Genomic DNA, 21,042 nt, shown 5'->3' with positions numbered 1-21,042 from the left:
CAGCACATGCAGGCCGCTTGCATACACAAGCGGCCTGCTTTTTTATGCATCGCCATTCAAGGACATCAACCACGCAGCTTTCAATTCGCGGGGATCGTGACCACCGGCGCCTTGGTACTGGTGTCGGCTTCGGCCAGCGCCATCAGGTTCTGCAGCACCGTGAACGCGTATTTCGAGTCGAAGTCGTTGCGATCGACCCAATACACCGAGGCGCCGTACTCGACAACGACGTAGGCATTTTTCGGCGCTTTCGGCCCCGAACGCACGATGATGGTCGGACGCGTTTCTCCGCCAATGAGCCCGACAGTCGGCTTGGTCGAACCGCTATTGATCTCCTCGACCGGCGCTTGCACTTGCGCACCGAGGTCAGTGAGGATGCCGAGCACCGAACGGGTGACCATCGTAATGCGGTCTCCCTGTTGCGATGATGGACCGTAGACCACCTGATAGCTCCGTGTATTCGGCGAGAGATGCAGCAGTTGCCGCGCGCGGGTGAGATCTGCGCCAATCTGCGGCGACTGGCCACTGGTCGATGCGCCCAGGTCCAGATAAACGCTGCTCTTGCCGTTCTCCTCGCGCGACTCGACGTTCAGCTCGCCAGCCATCTGCAGTCGTCTGAGTGTCTGCAACAACTCGAAGAAGCCTGGTGCACCCGCGCTATTGTCGCCTCCCAGCGCGCTGCCGTTCTGCAGTCCACCAATCGATTGCGCAGTGATGCGTAGTAACAGGTCGATCGGGATGCCCCCTTCCGCAAGCGGTAAAAATAGCTCAGGGGCGAGCGGACGAATATAGGCCGAGGCAAACGCTTCCCCGGTGGTGGGCGTAAAGGTGAAGGTGGGGTGATTCGAGTACGACACACTGCCTGTGGCAAGCGCGTAGTTAGGCTCGCTGCCTGATCCGACATTGCCGGTCGCGCCAGCGGTTGTGTCGAACTGATAGGCGGCGATGATCGAGCTGACCGTGAGGAACGCCGGTGCATCGCCGTAGCGCAATCCGACAACGGCCGCGAGAATCTCGCGTTTCTTTGCATCCCCCAAAGCCCGGGCGTAATCCACCTGGTCGGCTCGTAAGCGGGTGGGTCCAATGTGCACGCATGCAGAGGTGAGGCATGCCACGCATAGCGCCGCGATTACGGAGGTTTTTGCAGTCATCGTCAAGGGCTGGGCAGCGGGCGCCGCCGGAAAAGTGAGGTCGCCGTGGCTATAGCAGGGTACATGCCCGCACCGCACAATTTCGCTCATCGTCCCGCTGGGCGGGGTATGCGCGAATGATGCCTATAGGCCCCTCGCTGCGAACGCATCCCGTTTGTACAGACGAATGCAAGATTTGCGGGGTGATGTCGTTCGTGCGTCATACGTGCTTCCACTGGCGCTCCCAACACGCGATCCGATTTGGCGTGATATACCGTTGAAAGACAGTTGAAGACGAACTTTGCGCGCACGCCTCGCTGCCGCATTGATGAATGTCGTGCTTAAGCGTCAGGCATAACAGCAGACCGTGAAACGTCTTCGGACTTTCCCTGATCGCCGGTCCGCATCCTACGCGTATTTAGGGCTCGCGCGCGCACAAGGGTTTTCCGGCACTGGCATGGCCTGCTGCTTTTTGCTACTTCTGACACCATGGATTGCGAAGTATCCACCGTGCCAACTAATCAGCAGAGGAGTGCAGAAAAGACCGCGTAGCCATCCAGCGCAGATTCATGGATCGGGTTTGAATCTTGCGTGCGAGCGTCGCCGTGCCCATGAGCGGCGCAGAGGAGACAAGATTGAAAGAAAACGACGGGATGGATGACAACGAAGACGTGGTCGTGTGGCGCTCGATTGCGCATGGCAACGTGACGCACCGCCGCGTGCTGGTGGTGGATGACTATCGTGAGGCTGCTGATGCACTACAAATGCTGCTGAGCGTGGATGGCTTCGAGTGTCGCGCGCTGGAAGATCCCCACGCGGTCTGCGACCTCGCTCACGAATGGCAGCCGTTCGCGGTGGTGCTCGACATCAAGATGCCGGGGCTCGACGGCTTCGAACTTGCGCGCAGGCTGCGCGCGAATCCATCTACGGGACATATGCTGCTCGTCGCGTGCACGGCGTTTTCATCGTCGCACGATCTGGCTCGCGCCAAGGCGGTGGGTTTCGACGCGCATTGCGCCAAGCCGCTCACACCGCAACGTTTGCTCCGTCTGCTGGAAGCAGCTACTGCAGAGCGGGATCACGGGTCCTCGTAATGCTCATTGTGCTGTATGGCAGCGATGCCGTCGCCAATGTAAAGACGGCACCGCCGAGCATCATTGCGAATGGCGGGATGCCAGGGCTTGCGTAAGTTTGCGGACTACGCTCATTCACAAGCGCTTGCTCAATATCTGCAATGACGCAATGCCGCCAAGTGCTTAAGGCGTTCTTGAAATCTGCTTCGATACGGCAGCCGGGCTGTCGTAGTTCTTATCGGGCAGACGGCTCACCAGCGCGACGATTTCCCGATCCGCACCGTTGCCACGGACAGTTTCCACCAGTTTGTCCCGCGTGGTGGGATAAGTCGCGCCGCCGAGGGCCTTCTTGACGTCAGCGGGATTGGGTTGATCCGGGTGACGGTGAGCCTGTGCGTGGGCCGGATGCTGTGCCATGAGTTCTCCTGTCAAGTGAGAAAAATGAGGAAGGTTACGCGTGTACCGTTGGCGCATAACCTCAATGCAGCGGTGGCTGCGAAACCCCTTCCAGGGTGTGGGCCAGGTCGTCGCGTGCGGCACTCCGGGTTTGTATAGGCGTCGCCTCGAGCGAAAGAGCCCCGACGAGTTTGCGGTCGTGGTCCACGACCGGCATGCGCTGCAGCGACGAGCGCGCCATACGCCGCTGGACAGTTTCCACATCGTCGTCATCGAAACACCAGTCCGTTAAAGCGCCTGCCACCTCGCGCACTGGCGAGTCGGCCGTCTTGCCCGCCGAGAGCGCGACCAGATCGCGCCTGGTGACCATGCCGATCAGTCGCTGGTTCTGACACACCGGCAAAACGCCGACGTCGTAGCGACGCATCAATTGCTTGGCATGCCGGACTGTGTCGTTGGGTGCGACTTCGACAAACTCCCGGGACATGATCTCGTATACGTGATGCATAAAACCTCCTGGGCTGTTGGAGTAACAAACGAGGCAGCAACGGCTGTTCCTCCTATTAAACGCAACTCAAATCCCTCATTCCGGTGCATATTTAAACTCGGGCATTGCTTCCAGTGACTTTTTGGTCGCGTCAGGCAAAAAGACTTTGCGGTTCTCGATCTGCAGATCCGCGAAGGGCACGGCAACCAGATGTTTGCCCATGCCGAGGAAGCCGCCTACGGAGAGAATCGCGTATGCGCTATGGTCGCCGGGTGCGACGATCAGGTCGTCCACCGTACCGAGCGAGTCGTTATTGCGGTTGTACACCGAGGCGCCGTTCAGTTTTGACGCGCGGTAGCCGCTCGCCACCTGGACGACATCGGTGCGCGTCTCCTTCACTGCCTGTGGCGCGCCCTGTGCAAATGCCAGCGTTGTGAGGGTGCAGGCGAGTAATCCCGCCGCCAGTTGCATAGTCGTTCGTTGGAGCATGGTTTCACCTTATCGGCGCCGCCGACGGCGCGTAGAGTCACTTGATTCACATAAGCGAGAAGTCGTGACGGACGGCGCCGCGTGTAATGCGCTATACACGCAATACATACGGCGCCGGTTCACGATGTAGATGAAGAGGCAAAACCTGTGCCCCGGCAGGGTTAGCCGGCCGCGTAAGCCGGGCAAGCGCTCGGGACCATAACTTGCTTAAATTCTCCGTTCGCACGATCAGCGTAAGTCGCCACTCCCAAGCCAAAGGAAAGAACATGCCAAGCGAGGCCCGTCATGCCCCCTATGCCCCCCGGATTTCGGAAGGCGTTCCTTTCCCGTTGGGCGCGACCTGGAACGGCGCAGGGGTGAATTTCGCGCTGTTTTCCGCGCATGCCTCGAAGGTCGAACTGTGCCTGTTCGATTCGACCGGTGAGGAGGAAATCGAGCGCATCGAACTGCCCGAATTTACCGACGAGGTCTGGCATGTATTCGTGCCTCACCTGAAACCGGGTGCGGTCTACGCCTACCGCGTGCATGGGCCATACGCCCCCGCAGAAGGGCACCGTTTCAATCCCAACAAACTGCTGCTCGATCCTTATGCGAAAGGGCATATCGGCGAACTGAAATGGGCGCCGGAAATCTTTGGCTATACGCTTGATCACGAGGACGGCGATCTGTCCTACGATGAACGCGACAGCGCGCCTTTTGTACCAAAGTGCAAGGTGGTCGACACGACCTTTTCATGGACTCACCCTGAGCGCAACGCACTGCCTTGGGAGCGGGTGATTTTCTATGAAACGCACGTGCGTGGTTTTACGAAAATGCATCCCGAAGTACCGGAGAAACTGCGCGGTACCTTCGCCGGTCTCGGTCAGCAACCGGTGATTGACTACATCAAGGGGCTGGGTGTCACCACGGTTGAACTGCTGCCTATCCATATGTTCGTCAACGACAGCTATCTGCTGGAAAAAGGTCTGACGAACTACTGGGGTTACAACACGATCGGCTTCTTCGCCGCTGATCCGCGTTTCTTTGCGGGCGCAGCGGAGCCGGTGGGCGAATTCAAGGAGATGGTCGACCGTTTTCACGCGGCCAATCTGGAAGTGATTCTGGATGTGGTCTACAACCACACCGCCGAGGGTAACGAACTCGGTCCGACGCTGTCGTTCAAGGGCATCGACAACGCCTCGTATTACCGGCTCATGCCGGACGAACCGCGCTACTACATCAACGACACCGGTACAGGTAACACCTTGAATCTGTCACATCCGCGCGTCCTGCAAATGGTGACGGACAGTCTGCGCTACTGGGTGAGCGAAATGAAGGTCGACGGCTTTCGCTTCGATCTCGCCACCATTCTCGGACGCGAAACGCACGGCTTCGATGAAGGCGGCGGCTTCCTCGACAGTTGCCGGCAGGACCCGGTTCTATCGAGCGTTCGACTCGTAGCCGAGCCCTGGGACTGCGGCCCTGGCGGTTATCAGGTGGGCGGATTTCCGCCTGGCTGGGCGGAGTGGAACGACCGTTTCCGCGATACCGTGCGCAGCTTCTGGAAAGGCGACGAGGGCGTCGCCGCGGACCTGGCAAAGCGACTCACTGGCTCCGGCGACAAGTTCAACCGACGTGGGCGCCGACCATGGGCAAGCGTGAATTTCATCGCCGCGCACGACGGCTTCACGACCAACGATCTGGTGTCGTACAACGACAAGCATAACGAAGCAAACGGCGAGGACAACAAAGACGGCCATTCCGACAACAAGTCATGGAATTTCGGCGTGGAAGGGCCCACGGACGATCCGGAGATCCGTCAGGCGCGCGAGCGTCAGAAGCGCAATCTGCTGGCGACCTTGCTGTTGTCGCAGGGGACACCCATGATCCTTGCCGGCGACGAGTTCGGTCGTACACAAAAGGGCAATAACAACGCGTATTGTCAGGATAACGAAATCAGCTGGCTGGATTGGGACGGTATCGACGACGACGGGCGCGCATTGACCGAGTTCGTCAAGAACCTGACCATGTTGCGTCACCGTTTGCCGGTGCTGCGACGCGGCCGGTATCTGACTGGCGAGCATAACCCGGCGCTGGATGTCACCGACACACGCTGGCTATCGCCCGCTGGCATCGACCTGACGCAAGAGCAATGGGACGATCCTGCGATGCGCTGCTTTGGTCTCGTCATTGACGGTCGTGCGCAGGCGAGCGGGATTCGCCGGCCCGCGTCCGACGCGACGCTGTTGCTGGTGTTGAACGCGCATCACGACGTGGTGAATTTCACACTGCCTGAGATTCCCGATGGCGATCAATGGACCTGCCTGCTGGACACCAACATGCCGGTGCGTGACGAACTGCCCGCTTTTCCGTCTGGCGAGTCGTATCAGGTCACTGGCCGCTCGCTGCTGCTGTTCGCGCTCGATGCGGCGAGCCGCGCCACGCAGCGCATATTCGATGGACTCGAGCAGCAGTTGACGACGGACGAGAGCGAACGCGCGTCATAAAGTCGTCCGCGGCGAGGTGAATTTCAAGGTCATTTCCTGCCCGGCGCGGCATCGGCGCCGGGTACAGCGCTTGCTGGATCTCCTGGACATGGACACGACACCTGAGACGCAGCGAACGCAGCGCGGGCGATGACGGGTCCCATTCAATCCGCAGACCAGGAGAGCAACATGGACATGGAACAACCGTCAATGGAAGAGCAGATCCGCACCCGCGCGTATCACCTGTGGGAGCAGGCCACGGACCCGAAAGGCACGCCAGATGAGTATTGGGAACAGGCCCGCGCGGAAATTGAAAAAGAGCCGCCTGTTGCGGACATTGCAGCCGAGACTGCCGCTTCACCCGCGCCGTCGACCAAGGTGTAGGCCACGCATTAACACCTCCCGAGCATGAAAGACTTCAACGATCCGCGACTGGGGCGGCCGGCCACGCGCATCGCTGCCTCGACCGCGTTGGGCATCGAGGGCTTGATCACGCTTGCCGTCGGCGTCACGGTAGTGGCCGCGCTTTACTTTGCCCGCGACGTGCTGATCCCCATCACACTCGCAATCCTGTTGAGTTTCCTTGTCGCGCCACTCGCCAATCTGCTGCTGCGCGCGAGGCTTGGACACGTCGCTTCGGTTATCGCTGCCGTGCTGTTGTCGGTCTCGGTGATCGTACTGTTAGGTAGCGTGATCGGCACTCAGCTCACTGATCTGGTCATCAATGCGCCGCGTTACCAGGCCACCATCGAGCGCAAGATCGACGCCGTGCATAGTCTTACCGTCGGCAGGCTCGACCGGTTGGCGGGCGCCGCCGGTCAGGCGCTACAGCACGTTACGTCGGACGCGCAGTCGGCCTCATCGCCAGCTTCGAGCAGCGCAGTTGTGCCTCCGGCGGAAACCCATACACAAGCGGCGATGCCAGTTGAAGTGCGCGAGCCGGGTCCGACACCATTCGAGCTCGCGCGCCGCTTTCTGTCTCCCGCGATCAGTCCGCTGGAAACCGCGTTTATCGTGTTTGTCGTGACCATCGTGATCCTGCTGCAACGCGACGATCTGCGCGATCGCGCGATCCGTCTGTTCGGTTCGCGCGATCTGCATCGCACGACCACGGTAATGGACGAAGCCGCCCGCCGTTTGAGCCGCTATTTCGTCTCGCAACTGGGCGTCAATGCGGGCGTGGGCGTGGTGATCGGCACAGGACTATTTTTTGTCGGCGTACCCAGCCCGATTCTGTGGGGCATGATGGCCGCGTTGCTGCGGCTCGTGCCGTATGTCGGCATCTGGATCGCGGCGGCGCTCGCCACCGCGCTGGCGGCTGCCGTGAGCCCCGGATGGTCGATGGCGATCTGGACGCTCGCTTTGTTCGTGATCGTCGAAGTGTCGGTGGGGCAGGTAGTCGAGCCGTTGCTCTATGGGCACAGCACCGGCTTGTCGCCGTTCTCGGTGGTGGTGGCGGCGATCTTCTGGAGCTGGATCTGGGGGCCGATAGGCTTGATTCTCTCGACACCCTTGACACTATGTCTGCTTGTATTGGGCCGTCATGTGCGGCGGCTTGAATTCCTCGACGTCCTGCTGGGCGATCAGCCCGCGCTCACGCCGATTGAAAATTTCTACCAGCGCGCGCTGGCGGGCGACCCTGATGAAGCCATCGCACAGGCGGAAATCCTCTTGCGGGATCGCTCGCTATGCACGTACTACGACGAGGTCACGCTTCAAGGTTTGCAACTGGCCGCCGCCGATGTCCAGCGTGGCAGCGTAACGGCTGCACAACTGGCGCGGATTGAATCGACCACCAACGATCTCATTGAAGGGCTGGACGGTTTCGCCGATGTCGACCCGCCGCAAGGTGCCGCGCAAGACAACTGGGACGCGATGGCACCATCCGTCATGCAGACGCCCGTTCGGGACTGCGCAGAAGAGGGGACGAGCAGCATCGCTGGTATCAACGCAACGAATTACCCGGCCACGGCCGATACCAATGAACGCGCCGCGCGCAGTCGTGCGGACCACCGGGTTCTGTGTATCGCGGGGCGTGGACCGCTTGACCGGCTCGCCACGACGCTGCTGCTGCAACTGCTCGGCAAGCACGATCTGGACTGCCGGGCGCTGCCGCACGAAGCCGCCTCACGCACAGCAATCGAAAGTCTCGACACGGCGGGCATCACGATCGTTTGTCTGTTCTATCTGCGCATCGAAGGGATTCCGTCGCATCTGCGCTATCTGGTGAAACGGGTGCGGCAGCGCCTGCCGAATGCGGCGATCGTGGTCGGCCTTTGGCCGCAAGGGGACACCCAGCAATGGAGCGACGACCTGCAAACCGCAATGGGTGCGGATTGCTACGCTAGCTCGATGCGCGACATGCTGGATATGTGCTGCAAGATCGCAGAGACAGTGCCGGTAGAAGCGCAGCAAGCAATGGACGATGTCGCCGCATAGTCCACACGCAAGTCCGCGCCGCTCAATAGTGCGGCGAGCTCAACCGCCGGGCGTCTGAGGCTGAGGTTGAGGCTGACCTTGAGTTTGAGCCTGGCCTTGGCCCTGAGGTTGAGCCTGAACCGGCGCCGCACCCGTACTTCCCGAAACTGGCGTGTCCGCCTGCCACCCACCGCCCAGCGCCTTGTAAAGCGCCACGAGGTCCGTGCTCACCTGCATCGTGCCTTGCGCATACTGTTGACGGGCGTCGCCCAATTGCCGTTCCGCGTCCAGCACGTTGATAAAGGTTACGAGGCCCTTGCGAAAACTATCGCGAGCCAGATCGAACGACACTTGCTGTGCGTCGACGCTATCGGCCAGGGCGGCGCGGCGTGCCTGATCAGTGCGATACACGGCCAGCGCGTTATCGACATCGCGCAATGCCATTAGCACAGTCTTGCGGTAATCCAGCGCGGCTTGCTGTTGCTGAGCCTGCGACAGATGCAGGTTTGACACCAGCGCGCCACCCTCGAAGATCGGCAGCGAAATGCTGGGGCCGAACGAATAGAACAGACTCGACCAATGCGTGAGGCCACTGGCCACGCTCGCTCGGGTTCCCACCTGTCCAGTGAGCGAAATATCCGGGTAAAACTGCGCCACGGCTACGCCGACATTGGCCGTTGCCGCGTGCAAGTTGGCCTCGGCCTCACGGATATCGGGCCGGCGACGCGCCAGCGTAGAGGGCAGACCAACGGGTACCGCAGGCGGCACAGGCGGTACCGCGGCGGGTGTGGAAAGCTCATCAGCGAGCGTGCCAGGCGGCTCGCCCAATAGATACGCGAGACCGTTCAGCGCCTCGGCGATCTGCTGATCATATTGCGGCACCTGCGCCTGGGTCTGCGCGAGTTGCGAAGCGGCGCTCTTGACGTCCACCTGGCTCGCCAGTCCGACCTTCGCCTGGTTTTGCGTCAACGTAAGGATATCGCGCTGCTGATCGACGAGGCTCTGGGTGATCTCACGCAATGCCTGTGCACCGCGTAACTGCATATACGTTTGTGCAACTTCCGCTTCGAGCGACACCAACGCATCGTTGCGGCTTTCGATAGCGGCTTCCGTTTGTGCATTAGCGGACTCGACAGAGCGCCTCACGCGGCCGAACAGGTCGAGTTCCCACGACGCATCGAAGCCCACCTGCCAGAGATTGAGCGGCGAGGTTAGCGTATTGAGCGCGCTGTTGGCGCCGTTTTCCAACGCGGCGCCCGCACCTGGCGCGATCGCATTGATTGGCGAGTTTGGTGCACCCAGTTGATCGACCTTGTTATATACGCCTGCCTCTTCCAGGAAACCTTTCGCCCCCAACTGCTCCCGCTGATATTTGCCGCTTGCACGTACATTCGGCAAGCCTTGCGCGGCCGCACTCTGTTCCTGGGTGCGTGCTTCGACAATGCGCAACACCGCTTCCTGCAGATCGAGGTTACCGTTAGCTGCGCGGGAGATCAGGCTGTCGAGCGTCGGGTCGGCAAAACTTGTCCACCAGCGCGGATCCGGGTCGGAATCCTCGGTCGGCACCGAGGCGACGGCGGGTGCGCTTGAGGCCGCCTGAGGCGCAGAGGCGGCAGCTTGCGGGTCGTGCCATTGCGGCGGCACATCAGCGTGCGGCGCATGAAAGTCGGGGCCCACGGAGCAGGCAGCGAGGCATAGGGCAAGCGTCAACGCGCAAAGCCGCGCAGGGCACGCAGTCGGTTTCATATCAGTGTCCTCCCCCGCCACCAGCGGCTTTAGCTGGCGAAAAGAAGAACGTCAAAGGAATAATACACGCGCAGAAAATCCCCAGATACGCGAATACATCGATATAGGCGAGGATGGTGGCCTGCGAAATGAACGTCGTGTAGAGCTGGCCAGCAGCGCTCTGCAGCGCTTGCGCAAGCGGCTGGCCGGTCATGCCGGCGATGGTGTGCGCGGTGCGCTGCAAGGTGTCGTTGTAGTTTTGCGAGAACGTAGTCATATGCACAGAGAGGTGAGCCATACGCGCCTGGGTGCGCTGGCGGATCAGCGCAGTAGCGACCGAAATGCCGATGGAGCCTGCAACATTGCGAAACATCGTGAAGAGTGCCGACGCATCGTCATTCAGTTCATGCGGCACGGTCAGATAGGCCAGTGTGGTGATCGGCACAAACAGGAAACCGATTGCGAGGGACTGCGCGCTGCGCATTTTGACTAGCGTGTCGTAGTCGACGTCTGGCACCAGCGTGTGCGAATAAGCCATCGCGCAGGCAAGCAGAATGAAACCGGCGGTCACAAAAAAGCGCGTCTGGATATACGGCATCAAGCGGCTGATGATCGGAATCTCTATCACGATCAAGATCGCGCCGGGCGACAACACCAGACCTGCAAGTGTCGCCGTATAGCCCAGTTGCTGTTGCGCGAGTTGGGGAACCAGCACGGCACTGCCGTAAAGAATCGTCGCGAAGGCGGCCATCGTTACGCAGCCCAGCGCGAAATTGCGGTCTTTCATGCACGCGAGGTCCACTACCGGTCTCTTTGTGTACAGCAACCAGTAGATTGCGCCGACAATCCCAGCCGCCGCGAGCACCGCAAACGTGCAGATGAGGGACGATTTGAACCAGTCGTCGTCCTCACCGCGATCGAGCATCACTTGCAGGCAACCCAGCCCAATCGCAATCAACAGGATGCCGATATAGTCGATCGACACCTTTTCTTTATTCGTATTGCGCCACGGTGGATCTTCGACCAGTTGAAACACCGCGAGCGACGTAATGATGCCGACCGGCACGTTGATCAGAAACACCCACCGCCACGAAAAGCTGTCGGTAATCCAGCCTCCGAGCGTGGGCCCAAGGACTGGCGCCACCACGATCGCCACTGCCGAAATCGAAAACGCCCGGCCGCGCTGCTCAGGGGGGAAGGTATCGAGAATGATCGACTGCTGATTCGGCTGCAAACCGCCGCCAAAGAACCCCTGCAAGCAACGGAAGATGATCAGTTGAAGCAGGTTGCTGGCAATGCCGCATAGAAACGAGCAAATGGTAAAGGAGACGATGCAGATCAGAAAATAGCGCTTGCGCCCCAGCAGGCGGCCAAAGAAGCCCGAGATCGGCAACACGATGCCGTTAGCCACCAGATACGATGTGAGGGTCCAGGTGGCCTCGTCGTAACTCGCGGACATGGTGCCGGCAATGTGCGGCAGCGCGACGTTGACGATGGTGGTGTCGAGCACCTCCATGAACGCCGCCAGCGTCACCACGACGGCGATCAGCCAGGGATTGGAGGCAGGCTTCCAGTTGGACCGGCTGCCGTTGCCCGCTTCGGTTGTACTCATGCCGTCGCTCCCGCGCGCGTCATTTCAGGTACACCTTCGGCGTCACCGAAAGCCCAAGTCCCAACGGCACATCGCGCGGCATACCATCGTCGATCACAATCTTGACGGGTACCCGTTGCACGATTTTCACAAAGTTGCCCGTGGCGTTCTCTGCAGGGAAGGCTGAGAACACTGAACCGCTGCCCAACTGCACGCTATCCACATGACCGTGCATTTCCACGTTCGGATACGCATCCACTTCGACCTTCACCTTGTCGCCCGGACGCATGCGTTCAAGTTGCGATTCCTTGAAATTCGCCGTCACCCAGATTTGCGGCGTGACAATCGAGAAGAGCGATACGCCAGTCTGCAAAAAACTACCGTACTGCACGTTACGCCGCGTAACCCAGCCATCGGACGGTGCACGAACTTCGCAGTACGACAGGTTCAGTTGAGCCTGTTCGAGTTGCGCCTCGGCCTGTTGAACCTGTTGGCGGCGCTCTTCAACGGCGGCTTCAGCTTGCTTGATCTGCTGCGGCACAAGGCTCGCGGTCTGCAACTGCGCCTGCGCCTGCTGCACGCTGGCGCGCGCATCGGCCTGCTGCGCGTCGGCGGTGTCGATGTTCTGTTGCGACGTGGCGCGCTGATCGACCGCGTGTTGACGCGCGTAGGCGGCCTGCGCCTGGGTGAGGTTGGCCCGGGCCGACAGGGTTTGCGCTTTCGCCTGTTTGTACTGCGCGGGGTATTGAACCCGTGCGATCTCGAGCTGCACCTCGGCGGCATTCAACTGGGCCCTGGCAAGGCCAAGCTGCGCCTGCGCGGCATCCACCTGAGCCTGATACTCGCGTTTATCGATCACGACCAGCAAGTCGCCCTTATGGACGTACACGTTGTCGTTGATCCTGAGATCGACCACGTAGCCCGACACCTGCGGAGCAATCGTGATCGCGTTGCCGTCGGTATAGGCGTCGTCTGTGGTGATTTCGTTGCGCGTCGCGAACCACCAGATGAAGGCAATCAGCGCGAGGAGCACAACTACGATCGCGAGGATGATCAGCGGCTTCTTGCCGGGCTTCTTGCGTTGCGAGCCGTCGCCGCCGTTGCCATTCGTGCCGTTTTTGCTGTCATCGTTGTTCTTTTTGCCATTACCATTCTGGCCAGCCGAATCATTGTCTTGCCCGGCGCTTTTCTGTTGCTTCGGTTCATCTTGGGAGGATGCAGTCTGATCAGACATTGCGATTCGTTCCGTAAATGAGAGCATGTGAGCAGAGGATGAGCGTGCGATAAGCGGCTAACTCTCGTGCAGTGCGCCGAACTGCCAAGGTAGGGCAGTCCCGCAGGGTTCGGTCAGGCAACGCAACGCCCCGTGCGGCAGCAATCCGCGTGCCTGATCCAGCATCTTATGACCGAAATTCCGCCGGTGTATCGCCGGTGCGGCAACCGTCTGATACAAACGCAGGCCTCGCCGTACCGGCGACCGCGAGTGTTGTGCGCTCACTACGCGATTGGCGGAAAGGGAAAGGAACGTGGCGACTCTATTGTCGGTCCACTGGTATTGACCCTGCCAATTACGCCATTTGTTTGTGTTGGGGCGCGGCCTGTCGTACAGTCAGGCGAAACCGGATTGCGCAGAGCTTGTAGAACGCGCTGCACTGTCGGCGAGGGCTGACCCGGCGCTCATGCCTCAGTAGGGCACTGTACTGCAACGCTGCTTTCAACGCGCCTACAGCGACGCGACGTAACGCAAGGCAACGCGAAACGAAGTTCGCGTAAACTGAACCTGTCTAACTGCGGAGATCATCAAGTGCAACACGCGGAGCGTGCTGTCGTCGACTTACCGCTACCGTCGCGAAACTTCGCCGCGACGCGGCGCATCCTGCTCATAGTGTTTGTCGCCTCGATCGTGTTTCCATTGTGCTGCCTCGTGGGCTACGGCTTCTTCGATTACCAGCATCGCATCGCGGATTCGGACAACATGATCGACCGTCTTGCGCGTGTCACGGAAGAGCAGGCCGTCAAGGTGCTGGACCTCAACCAGCAGATCAGTGCGCGCATTCTCGACTTGCTCGATGACGATGACGACGCCGCCATCCGCAAGCACGAGTCCGACTTGCATCAGCAACTGCGTGTAATCGGTGGGGACTTTCCGCAGGTCGCGGCCATTGCAATCTTCGGTGCTGACGGCAAGTTGCTAGTCAATAGCCGGGCGTACCCGGTGCCCGAGATGTCGGTCGATTCGCGTGACGACTTCGTTTCCGCGAAAGCAATTCGCCCCGAGCCGTATTTCTCGCTGCCTATGCGTGGACGGATTTCGCAGACCGACGTGTTCAATACGACCATTGGCCGCTCGACTGAGGATGGCCGCTTTCTCGGCGAGGTCTCCATCGCCATGCGCAACGATTACTTTGCGCGCTTTTACAGCGATCTGACTGGAGGCGATCCGTCTCTCGCGCTCGGTCTGTACCGGCAGGATGGCCAGTTGCTGGTGCGTTATCCAAGCTGGCCCGCAGGCGCGGCGCCCGCGGCCCACACCGCGTTCATCGACGCGCTACGCGACAAGGAACTGTCCGGACACATCCGCATGACGTCGAGCGTCGATGGCGTGGAGCGGTTGCTGGCGTTTAGACGGGTCGGCGATTATCCGCTGTACGTGATGAGCGCTTATGCAACAGCGGCTATTTTCCAGCAGTGGTGGCATCACTTTCTGCTGATCGCTGCGATTGCGATCGTGCCTTGCATCGCGATCTGGTTACTGGTGTTTTTCTCGCTGCGCCAGCTCGCCGCCGAACAGCAGGCGTGGGAACGCTGGCAAGGTGAAGTCGCGATGCGTCTGTCGGCCGAAGCGTCGAGCCGTCAGTTGCAACGCATGGGCGCGCTCGGCAACCTGGTCGCCAACGTGGCTCACGATTTCAACAACCTGCTGATGGTGGTGGCGTCGAACATGACGATGGCGCGTCATAAAGGCTTTAATCATGTTGAGCCTGAAGTCGCCGCAGTGGAGCGCGCGACGGCCAACGCCGAGGCGCTCACGCGGCGCCTGTTGAGCGTGGCGAGAAAGCAGCCGCTCAAGCAGGAGCCAGTCAATCTGACGAAGTGGCTGCCGGCTGCCGCCACGCTCATCGACGCAGCGGTGGGCGACAAGGTGCAAATCAGCGTGAATCTGGTGCCGGATATCTGGCGGATATTCGTCGATCCGACTGAGCTGGAATTCGCCATCATGAATCTGGCTGTGAACGCGCGCGATGCGATGCCGCACGGCGGGCGCTTTGTGATTCGCTGCCAGAACACGCGGCTGGTCTCGAGCGACACGCTGTTGCCGGACGGCGAATACGTGCTGATCTCCTGTACCGACGACGGCGAAGGTATGGTCGAAGCGGTGGCCCGCCGCGCCTTCGAGCCGCTCTTCACGACCAGGCTACAAGGTTCGGGCACGGGTCTTGGCCTCGCCCAGGTGCTGGCGATGTGCGAGCAGTCTGGCGGCACCGCGAAAATCGCCAGCGTACCCGGCAGCGGCACGACCGTCCGGCTGTATCTGCCGCACTATCGCGCAGCGCGAGCGGCTGCACCGGTTCCGGATACGGTGATCGAGGAGAGTTACGGCGCACAAGGGATGGTGCTGCTGGTGGAAGACAATGAGGACGTGGCGGCCGGCATCGCCGCCGTGTTGCAAACGTTTGGCTGTTCGGTACAGCACGAGATCACGGCGGACCGGGCACTCGACGTGCTCACCGCAGGCGAGCGCTTCGAACTCGTGCTCTCCGACATCCAGATGCCCGGCAAGCTGAACGGTGTCGATCTGGCCGAAAAAGTGCGCAGCGAATGGCCCGCGCAGAAGATCGCCTTGATGACCGGTTACGCCGATGAACTCGATCGGGCGCGGCATATCGGCGTAGCAGTCCTCGCCAAGCCGTTCAACATCGACGAGCTGCATGCGCTGGTCAATTGCGAGTAATGCCACCGGGGCATCGTCCGAGCTGCCGCGCTCGCTGACGCGTTGACACGGACGCGGGTAGACTGCTCGTTCGTTTGTCGATGGCAACCCTGTGGAGGATTTTCAATGGAATACAGACATTTGGGTGCGTCCGGGTTCAAGGTCCCGGTTCTGAGCTTCGGTACTGGAACGTTCGGCGGAAAGGGCGAGTTTTTCGAAGCGTGGGGCGCAACCGATGTAGCCGAAGCGCGCCGCCTGATCGATATCTGCCTCGATGCGGGCGTGACGATGTTCGACACCGCCAACATCTATTCGAGCGGCTCATCCGAAGCCGTCCTGGGCGAAGCGATCAAAGGCAAGCGCGACAAGGTCCTAATTTCGACCAAGGCCACCTTCCGCTTCGACGATACGCCGAACAACGTCGGCTCATCGCGTTTCCATCTGATTCAGGCCGTGGATGCAGCGCTCAAGCGTCTGCAAACCGATTACATCGATCTGTTCCAGTTGCATGGGTTCGACGCGAAAACGCCGGTGACCGAAGTGTTGTCCACGCTCGACGATCTCGTGCGCGCAGGCAAGATTCGCTATACAGGCGTGTCGAATTTTTCCGGCTGGCATTTGATGAAGTCGCAGGACGTGGCGGATCGTTACGGCTATCCGCGCTATGTCGCCAATCAGACCTATTACTCGCTGGTGGGACGCGACTACGAATGGGAGTTGATGCCGCTTGGCATCGATCAGGGCGTGGGCGCAGTGGTATGGAGTCCGCTCGGTTGGGGACGGCTGACGGGCAAGCTCAAACGCGGCCAGCCGCTGCCTGATACGAGCCGCCTGCACAAGACTGCTGACATGGGGCCGCCGGTGCCGGAGGAGTATCTGTTCCGCGTGCTGGACGCTATTGATGAAGTGGCCGCCGAGACCGGCAAGACTGTTCCGCAGATTGCACTGAACTGGCTGTTGCAGCGTCCTACGGTGTCGACCGTGCTGATCGGCGCACGCAATGAAGAGCAGTTGCGCCAGAATCTGGGCGCAGTGGGCTGGAATTTGACCGCTGAACAGATGGCGAAACTGGATGCAGCCAGCGCAGTGCGGCCGGCTTATCCGTATTGGCATCAGGAAGGGTTTGCGGAGCGGAATCCATCGCCGGTGTAAGTAGTGAAACCCAGGCGCGAAATCCGCCCCAACAGGCAAAAAAAAGGCCGCGAATGATCGCGGCCGTTGCAGGGAATACGCTGGTCTTGCCCACCCCGGGCAGGACTGGCCTTTCCGTCACCTGGCAAACATCTCGATCACGGCAACCACAAGCGTGAACGCTCCAATACATCCCCCCAAGGTAACGGCGCCCTGCATAAAGTGCGACATAGAGGCTTACTGACGATAAGCTGAGGTCTCATTAAACATGAGTCGAAAGAATAAAGAAAGCAAAAAGAAAGGTTTGGTGGCGGAATTACGCCCAGGAAAAACCCTTATTCTTTCGACACAAGCTCGATATCACGCTACATGCGCAGAACGTCATGGTTCCATCGCACCTTGGATGGCTCGCCAGTCGGATTTGCGTTAGCGCTGCTTCAGGTCTTTTCTTTCACCCAGTGCTTGGTCTTGTAGTAGCCATTGCGTGTGGAGTTCGCGACGGCATGGCCGGCGGTCTTCGCACCATGCGCAATGGCGTGACCGGCGTTGCTAAACGCGTGGCCGGTTTCCTTGCCGGCAGTTTTCACGTCAGATTTGAATTGATGCGCACCTTCAGAGAGATCCGCATGCGCGAGCGGACTCAGGGCGGCAAACACAAGCGTGGTGGTTAAAAGTCTGAGCTTCTTCATGACACGGGTCCTAAGGTGGGGCCGTCGCTCGAAAGATGGACGGCACCCTGGATAACACCGCTTGCATCCAGCATGACGGTTGCGCGTCCAGTCAGTAACAGCCGGTCGGCGCACCGCAATGCAAAGCGGTACAAAATATTGTTGTCGTTGCCGCTGAGCCGTTCGGCTTCGACGAGCAACGTATCGTCTATCGTATCAAGCCGTGCAACTCGCGCTTCGACGTCCCGCACGCTGGTGAGAAAACCCGCGCGCGGCCGGTCCTGCGCCGCACCGAGCAGCGCGCCATGCACGGCCATGGCCTGGGCCGCATACTCGACGCCGCACACCGCCGCGAGCCGTCCTTGCGAACGCAACGGATTGTGCGGATTGCGATGGTTCGTCGCCGTGCAACAAATGCGCTCGGCGTCCCACGCAGTAACCTCGTCGAGCAGGCACATCGAGCCGCTGTGCGGAATGTGCGCTGCGATCCACGCATGCGTGAGCGGCGGCGAGAGGGGAAAGCTTGAAGTCATCGCGTTGCCGCCCCTGTCACCTGTTGTCTCTCTGACTCTGCTGCGTCGCTCGTAGGCGAGATGTCCAGCTGAAGCTGCACGTCCTGCAGATAGTCCAGCACCACACTCGAACTGCACCCGCGTGCCAACGCTTCAATCAGCGGCAGTGAGCGCGCCGCCGGAATGGCTCGCCGCAAGGCTTCGAGTTCGGCTGACGCAAGTGGAGTGGCGGGGGCATCCGTGAGCCGCGCGTCAACGCGGGCCAACGTATGGGTGCTTTGCTGCGGCGCCAGCACGAGTGCCACGCCAAATGCATCCGGCACGGGCCGCACTTCGCGCATCGGCGCTGGGTAGTCGGTATCGAAGGCTATCAGCAGCGTAGGGACACCGTCGACGGCGACCTGGCAGAGGCCTTCGAGCAGGCCCGCTGCAAAGCTGCCGTCATACGCGCACAGCACATTGGACGGCGCCATCGCACGCGTGGCGATGCTCCAGTAACCAGCCGGCGCGTTATGCACGGAGTTGTGAAAGCGCGTGGGCGAGAGCTTGCGGTCGTCGCTCGCCAGCGTCTCGCAGATTGCGTGGCAGTTCTGACCATCACCGCCGGATGCGGCAAACACGGTCGATAAGGTGGCGACATCGCGTCCGCTCATCTCTACGGCGTCGTGGCCAACCGCGAGCGCGAGTTTGACGCTGGTGCCCGTGCGGCGCCGTTCAGCCGGGGGTAGGCTGGCCGGCGCGGGAACTACCGTACGCGCGGCCAGATAGCCGCTGCGCCCCGCCAGCGTGTCTTTGGCCTCGCTCCAGTTAGCGAAGCCCGGACCTAGCAGGCCGATGCCTTCAATGAACGCGCTGATGAATCCACTTGGCTCGATCATTGGGAAGTATCCTGATTCAGATAATCAGCACGGCCAAACAACAGGCTGCAATTGGTCCCGCCGAAACCGAACGAATTGCTCATCACCGTGCGCAGTTTCGCCGGACGGCTCTCCAACTGGTAGTTGAGCGCCAGTTGCGGATCGGGCTGCGTCGTGTTGATACCGGCGGGCAGCCATTGTTCGCGCAGACTGAGCGCGGCGATCACGGCTTCGAGTGCACCCGCGGCGCCCAGCGTGTGGCCTGTCGCGCCCTTGGTGGAACTGCAGGGCGTGCCATCGAATACGGCCTTGACCGCGAGGCTTTCCGCGGTGTCGTTGCTCGGCGTGGCGGTGCCGTGCAGGTTGATATAGTCGACTTCATGTGCGGCCACGCCACTCGAGGCGAGCGCCTGTTCGATCGCGAGACGCGCGCCGAGTCCCTCCGGATGCGGGGACGACATGTGATAAGCGTCGCTCGATTCGCCAATCCCTAGCAGCAGGATCGCAGCGTCTGAACGTAACGCTGACTCGCTGGATACGCCGTTCGCGTCAGTCACGCGCTCGAGCAATGCGAAAGCCGCCGCTTCGCCGATCGAGATACCGTTACGTCGGACATCGAACGGTTTGCATGGCTCAGGCGAGAGCAGTTCGAGCGAGTTGAAGCCGTACAGCGTGGTTAGACACAGCGAGTCCACACCGCCGACGACGGCCGCGTCGATCAGTCCTGCTTCCAGCATGCGACGCGCCGAACCGAACACCTTGGCACCGGACGAGCATGCAGACGACACCGACATGGCCGGTCCTTGCAGCGCAAAAAATGCCCGCACGAACGCGGCGATCGAATACGGGTTGTGAGTCTCGGCATAGCGAAATCCGGCGGGCAGGGCGCCGCTTTCCGGATCGCGCTTGCCGTAAGCGAGTTCGGTTTCGAGGATGCCCGCCGTGCTGGTGCCAAGGAATACACCGACCCGCTGCGGGCCGTAGCGTCTTGCCGCCGCAATAACGGCGTCGGCAAAACCGTCTTGCAGCAAGCCGATTTGCGCCAGACGGTTGTTGCGGCATTCGAAGTCGCGCAGATCGTCGCGTACCGGTTGTGCGTCGACGCCATCGACAGCGCCTATCCACGTTGCGAGATCCGCACGCTCGAAGTTGCACGGCACGAGTCCGCCACGTTGCTCGCGCAGTGCGGCGAACGTGGCATGGAGCCCTCGGCCGGCGCAACTTGTGGCGGTAAAGTGCGTGAGCAGCAGGGGTTTCACGACAGTTCGATCCTGTTATGGGTTTAGTGTGTTGAACGTTCGACGGGTGCGCGTCGTCGATGTTTCCTCAATGGTAGCAAAGAGCATGCACGGTCCTGCTTGCCGCAGCGCGGCATGGATGGCCCTAAGCATGCGTAAGTGGGCACGATCGAAGCATCTGGCCGGATCAGCGCGCATCATCGGTCGCCTCCGGTGCTATCGCCGCGCGCAGCGTGGTGCAGCGCAACTGCGCGGCGGCTGCGGCTTCCAGCACGGTTGGCAGCACATCGAGCACCACTGGTCGATGATCGGCATCGCGCGCCGGATGTCCGTCGTGGACCAGCAGAATGTCGCGTGCGGCCAATCCTCGTAACAGACGTTGCGAGACCACGGCGGCATCACGCGTGCGGGTGTCAAAGCCGCGGCGCGTCCAGCTCGCCAGATGCAGACCGAGCCGGCACAGCACCGGTTCAAGAAACGGGTTGCGCAAACCCGCCGGGGCCCGAAAGAACAGCGGACGTATGCCGCTGATCTCACCGAGCGTTTGCTGCGCGGCTTCGATTTCGCGTTGCAATGCCTTTGGCCCGAGCAGCGAAAAGTTGTGGCGATGCCGCTGGCTGTGGTTCTCTACCGCATGCCCCCGAGCGACGATTGCTTCCACACATTGCGGATAGCGGCGCGCCACCTCCCCAATGCAGAAGAAGGTCGCTTGCGTGCCGTATCGATCAAGTATGTCGAGTACGCGTGGCGTAACCTCGGGATCGGGACCATCGTCGATGGTGAGCGCAATCTTGTCGCCCACGGTAGCGGGCAATGCAGTCCAGTTCAAACCCAGCAAGCTGCTGCGGGGCCACAAGCCCGCCGCCGTCAGCGCCAGATGCGATGCCGCCACGCTCCCGACTGCCCAGGGCCACGTGAGCGGGTCCAACAC

18 protein-coding genes are annotated in these 21,042 nt (G+C 60.8%); 6 read left to right on the top strand and 12 right to left on the bottom strand.

Annotated features, from left to right (window positions below; genetic code table 11):
* Positions 1 to 80: 80 nt before the first annotated feature.
* A complete protein-coding gene (locus tag WCA85_RS24165; protein ID WP_424067375.1) occupies positions 81 to 1,151 on the bottom strand; it encodes a hypothetical protein in 1,071 nt (356 codons plus the stop codon).
* A 632-nt stretch (positions 1,152 to 1,783) separates the two neighbouring features.
* Here WCA85_RS24165 and WCA85_RS24160 point away from each other — a divergent pair.
* On the top strand, positions 1,784 to 2,224 hold the full coding sequence (locus WCA85_RS24160; protein ID WP_424067387.1) for a response regulator: 441 nt from the start codon (positions 1,784 to 1,786) through the stop codon (positions 2,222 to 2,224).
* A 162-nt stretch (positions 2,225 to 2,386) separates the two neighbouring features.
* Here the strand turns inward: WCA85_RS24160 and WCA85_RS24155 are convergent, their stop codons facing one another.
* The 3 genes from WCA85_RS24155 to WCA85_RS24145 all read right to left on the bottom strand — a co-directional run bounded on the left by WCA85_RS24155 (position 2,387) and on the right by WCA85_RS24145 (position 3,575).
* Positions 2,387 to 2,620, bottom strand: a complete 234-nt coding sequence (locus tag WCA85_RS24155; RefSeq protein ID WP_424067374.1) for a DUF2795 domain-containing protein — start codon at positions 2,618 to 2,620, stop codon at positions 2,387 to 2,389.
* 61 nt (positions 2,621 to 2,681) lie between these two features.
* On the bottom strand, positions 2,682 to 3,107 hold the full coding sequence (locus WCA85_RS24150; protein WP_424067373.1) for a CBS domain-containing protein: 426 nt from the start codon (positions 3,105 to 3,107) through the stop codon (positions 2,682 to 2,684).
* A gap of 75 nt (positions 3,108 to 3,182) precedes the next feature.
* Complete coding sequence (locus tag WCA85_RS24145; RefSeq protein ID WP_424067372.1) at positions 3,183 to 3,575, bottom strand: PRC-barrel domain-containing protein; 393 nt, start codon at positions 3,573 to 3,575, stop codon at positions 3,183 to 3,185.
* Between the two features lie 266 nt (positions 3,576 to 3,841).
* Here WCA85_RS24145 and glgX point away from each other — a divergent pair, with 266 nt between their 5' ends.
* The 3 genes from glgX to WCA85_RS24130 all read left to right on the top strand — a co-directional run bounded on the left by glgX (position 3,842) and on the right by WCA85_RS24130 (position 8,479).
* Entirely contained in the window at positions 3,842 to 6,061 is a 2,220-nt protein-coding gene (glgX, locus tag WCA85_RS24140) for a glycogen debranching protein GlgX (protein ID WP_424067371.1), read from the top strand.
* A 168-nt stretch (positions 6,062 to 6,229) separates the two neighbouring features.
* The gene (locus WCA85_RS24135; RefSeq protein WP_424067370.1) at positions 6,230 to 6,424 is read left to right on the top strand and encodes a DUF2934 domain-containing protein; all 195 of its coding nucleotides are present in this window, start codon (positions 6,230 to 6,232) and stop codon (positions 6,422 to 6,424) included.
* A gap of 24 nt (positions 6,425 to 6,448) precedes the next feature.
* Positions 6,449 to 8,479, top strand: a complete 2,031-nt coding sequence (locus tag WCA85_RS24130) for an AI-2E family transporter (protein ID WP_424067369.1) — start codon at positions 6,449 to 6,451, stop codon at positions 8,477 to 8,479.
* A 39-nt stretch (positions 8,480 to 8,518) separates the two neighbouring features.
* Here WCA85_RS24130 and WCA85_RS24125 read toward each other — a convergent pair whose 3' ends face one another.
* From WCA85_RS24125 to WCA85_RS24115, 3 genes are read right to left on the bottom strand one after another with little or no spacing between them, the layout of a single operon-like run.
* A complete protein-coding gene (locus WCA85_RS24125; protein WP_424067368.1) occupies positions 8,519 to 10,204 on the bottom strand; it encodes an efflux transporter outer membrane subunit in 1,686 nt (561 codons plus the stop codon).
* Position 10,205: 1 nt separating this feature from the next.
* Positions 10,206 to 11,795: a DHA2 family efflux MFS transporter permease subunit gene (locus WCA85_RS24120; protein ID WP_424067367.1), complete on the bottom strand. Its 1,590-nt coding sequence runs from the start codon at positions 11,793 to 11,795 to the stop codon at positions 10,206 to 10,208.
* Between the two features lie 19 nt (positions 11,796 to 11,814).
* Positions 11,815 to 13,008 (bottom strand): HlyD family secretion protein, encoded by a 1,194-nt coding sequence (locus WCA85_RS24115; protein ID WP_424067366.1) that lies wholly within the window; start codon positions 13,006 to 13,008, stop codon positions 11,815 to 11,817.
* A 570-nt stretch (positions 13,009 to 13,578) separates the two neighbouring features.
* On the opposite strand from WCA85_RS24115, the gene WCA85_RS24110 reads away from it, so the two are divergent.
* Both WCA85_RS24110 and WCA85_RS24105 read left to right on the top strand, forming a co-directional pair.
* Complete coding sequence (locus WCA85_RS24110) at positions 13,579 to 15,726, top strand: ATP-binding protein (RefSeq protein WP_424067365.1); 2,148 nt, start codon at positions 13,579 to 13,581, stop codon at positions 15,724 to 15,726.
* A gap of 105 nt (positions 15,727 to 15,831) precedes the next feature.
* Positions 15,832 to 16,857, top strand: coding sequence for an aldo/keto reductase (locus WCA85_RS24105; RefSeq protein WP_424067364.1), 1,026 nt, complete (start codon positions 15,832 to 15,834; stop codon positions 16,855 to 16,857).
* Between the two features lie 416 nt (positions 16,858 to 17,273).
* Here the strand turns inward: WCA85_RS24105 and WCA85_RS24100 are convergent, their stop codons facing one another.
* The 5 genes from WCA85_RS24100 to WCA85_RS24080 all read right to left on the bottom strand — a co-directional run.
* On the bottom strand, positions 17,274 to 17,525 hold the full coding sequence (locus WCA85_RS24100) for a hypothetical protein (protein ID WP_424067363.1): 252 nt from the start codon (positions 17,523 to 17,525) through the stop codon (positions 17,274 to 17,276).
* Complete coding sequence (locus WCA85_RS24095) at positions 17,522 to 18,037, bottom strand: hotdog family protein (protein ID WP_424067362.1); 516 nt, start codon at positions 18,035 to 18,037, stop codon at positions 17,522 to 17,524. The genes WCA85_RS24100 and WCA85_RS24095 overlap by 4 nt, the downstream gene beginning before the upstream one ends.
* Positions 18,034 to 18,894 (bottom strand): beta-ketoacyl synthase chain length factor, encoded by an 861-nt coding sequence (locus tag WCA85_RS24090; RefSeq protein WP_424067361.1) that lies wholly within the window; start codon positions 18,892 to 18,894, stop codon positions 18,034 to 18,036. The genes WCA85_RS24095 and WCA85_RS24090 overlap by 4 nt, the downstream gene beginning before the upstream one ends.
* The gene (locus WCA85_RS24085) at positions 18,891 to 20,132 is read right to left on the bottom strand and encodes a beta-ketoacyl-[acyl-carrier-protein] synthase family protein (RefSeq protein WP_424067360.1); all 1,242 of its coding nucleotides are present in this window, start codon (positions 20,130 to 20,132) and stop codon (positions 18,891 to 18,893) included. The genes WCA85_RS24090 and WCA85_RS24085 overlap by 4 nt, the downstream gene beginning before the upstream one ends.
* A gap of 166 nt (positions 20,133 to 20,298) precedes the next feature.
* Positions 20,299 to 21,042 (bottom strand): polysaccharide deacetylase family protein (locus tag WCA85_RS24080; RefSeq protein WP_424067359.1); only part of this gene is annotated, 744 nt, incomplete at its 5' end.

The organism is Paraburkholderia sp. (assembly GCF_049581445.1).
Classification (GTDB): domain Bacteria; phylum Pseudomonadota; class Gammaproteobacteria; order Burkholderiales; family Burkholderiaceae; genus Paraburkholderia.
Note: the sequence above shows the minus strand (reverse complement) of the source record. Positions and strands in the feature narration are given on the sequence as shown.

Coding starts and splice junctions, on each gene's coding strand:
- WCA85_RS24115 (WP_424067366.1), bottom strand. CDS start 13,008: ATGTCTGATCAGACTGCATCCTCCCAAGATGAACCGAAGCAACAGAAA.
- WCA85_RS24100 (WP_424067363.1), bottom strand. CDS start 17,525: ATGAAGAAGCTCAGACTTTTAACCACCACGCTTGTGTTTGCCGCCCTG.
- WCA85_RS24155 (WP_424067374.1), bottom strand. CDS start 2,620: ATGGCACAGCATCCGGCCCACGCACAGGCTCACCGTCACCCGGATCAA.
- WCA85_RS24105 (WP_424067364.1), top strand. CDS start 15,832: ATGGAATACAGACATTTGGGTGCGTCCGGGTTCAAGGTCCCGGTTCTG.
- WCA85_RS24090 (WP_424067361.1), bottom strand. CDS start 18,894: ATGATCGAGCCAAGTGGATTCATCAGCGCGTTCATTGAAGGCATCGGC.
- WCA85_RS24095 (WP_424067362.1), bottom strand. CDS start 18,037: ATGACTTCAAGCTTTCCCCTCTCGCCGCCGCTCACGCATGCGTGGATC.
- WCA85_RS24150 (WP_424067373.1), bottom strand. CDS start 3,107: ATGCATCACGTATACGAGATCATGTCCCGGGAGTTTGTCGAAGTCGCA.
- WCA85_RS24130 (WP_424067369.1), top strand. CDS start 6,449: ATGAAAGACTTCAACGATCCGCGACTGGGGCGGCCGGCCACGCGCATC.
- glgX (WP_424067371.1), top strand. CDS start 3,842: ATGCCAAGCGAGGCCCGTCATGCCCCCTATGCCCCCCGGATTTCGGAA.
- WCA85_RS24160 (WP_424067387.1), top strand. CDS start 1,784: ATGGATGACAACGAAGACGTGGTCGTGTGGCGCTCGATTGCGCATGGC.
- WCA85_RS24145 (WP_424067372.1), bottom strand. CDS start 3,575: ATGCTCCAACGAACGACTATGCAACTGGCGGCGGGATTACTCGCCTGC.
- WCA85_RS24135 (WP_424067370.1), top strand. CDS start 6,230: ATGGACATGGAACAACCGTCAATGGAAGAGCAGATCCGCACCCGCGCG.
- WCA85_RS24165 (WP_424067375.1), bottom strand. CDS start 1,151: ATGACTGCAAAAACCTCCGTAATCGCGGCGCTATGCGTGGCATGCCTC.
- WCA85_RS24125 (WP_424067368.1), bottom strand. CDS start 10,204: ATGAAACCGACTGCGTGCCCTGCGCGGCTTTGCGCGTTGACGCTTGCC.
- WCA85_RS24120 (WP_424067367.1), bottom strand. CDS start 11,795: ATGAGTACAACCGAAGCGGGCAACGGCAGCCGGTCCAACTGGAAGCCT.